This is a genomic window from Janthinobacterium algoris (assembly GCF_051380935.1).
GTDB lineage: Bacteria > Pseudomonadota > Gammaproteobacteria > Burkholderiales > Burkholderiaceae_D > Janthinobacterium.
Window position 1 is genome coordinate 1 of the sequence record NZ_JBNYXZ010000046.1, and the last position, 1,264, is coordinate 1,264.

Here is a 1,264-nt window from a genome sequence, read left to right on the forward strand (position 1 = left end):
GCAGGGCGATTGCATGAAGGATTAGTGCTCGGTTTGGCCGTAGGGCAAAAATATTGCTTGTAAACCTGCCAAGAAAGGCGTTTACTTTCAATATTTGGACGCGCAAATGGCAAACGAACCGATCTCGTTGGTGGCAGCATTCGATGACTTGAACGACCCGCGTGCGCGGCAATGCGCCTATCGACTCGACGAATTGCTGTTGGCGGCGATTTGCGCCGTCATCAGTGGCGCAGAGAGTTGGACGGCAGTTGTCGAGTGGAGTGAAACGAAGCTCGATTGGCTGCGCCAACAGCTGCCGTTTGCCAACGGCATCGCCTCGCACGACACCTTCGGGCGGGTATTTTCGCTGCTTGATGCAACGCAATTCGAGACTTGTTTCGTCAGATGGATGGGGGCGATATGTCCGGCGCTTCCAGGGCAACACATTGCCATCGACGGCAAGTGCGTGCGCGGCTCGCACGATGGCAAACACAGTGCGATTCACCTGGTGTCGGCATGGAGCAGCGCCAGCGGCTTGACGCTGGGACAGGTCAGGACCGCCGACAAGAGCAATGAGATCGCCGCGATCCCGGAATTGGTAGCGACGCTGGACATCAAAGGGGCCATCATCACTATCGACGCGATGGGATGTCAGCACGATATCGCGGCCAAGATCATCGCCAGCGGCGCAGACTATGTGCTGGGTGTGAAGGACAACCAACCCGGTCTGGCCGAAGCGGTCAAGCTGTGGTTCGATGCCGCCGAGGCAGGCACGTTAGAGCGTCCGTTCTGGGACCACAATCACACTGAAAAAGACCACGGGCGCATTGAAACCCGACGCTGCCTGGTGACTAACGATGTTACTTGGCTAGACCAGCAAAACCAGTACTGGGCCGGCGTGCAAAGCCTGATCATGATTGAATCAACGCGCGAAATCATCGGCAGAAACAGCACAGGCACCGCCAGTGTCGAGCGGCGCTATTACCTCAGCAGTCTCCCGGCGAAAGCAGCTCATCTTGCGCATACCATCCGGGCACACTGGGGTATCGAAAATAGCATGCACTGGGTGCTCGATGTCGCGTTCCGTGAGGACGATTGCCGCATCCGGGTCGGCGAAGGAGCACAAAACTTTGCCATCTTGCGCCGAATCGCCCTGAACTTGCTGAAAAATGAAAAGTCGACCAAGGTCGGCATCGCTACCAAACGCTTAAAAGCTGGCTGGAGTGCCGACTATCTTGCCAAGGTCTTGGGCTTACCGACTTGATGCTTCATGCAATCGCCCTGC

General features: G+C 56.8%; 1 protein-coding gene. It reads left to right on the forward strand.

Annotation, left to right across the window (positions count from 1 at the left end; genetic code table 11):
- The first annotated feature begins 106 nt into the window (after positions 1 to 106).
- Positions 107 to 1,243, forward strand: a complete 1,137-nt coding sequence (locus ACQ4W7_RS29115) for an ISAs1 family transposase (protein ID WP_436535210.1) — start codon at positions 107 to 109, stop codon at positions 1,241 to 1,243.
- The last annotated feature ends 21 nt before the right edge of the window (positions 1,244 to 1,264 follow it).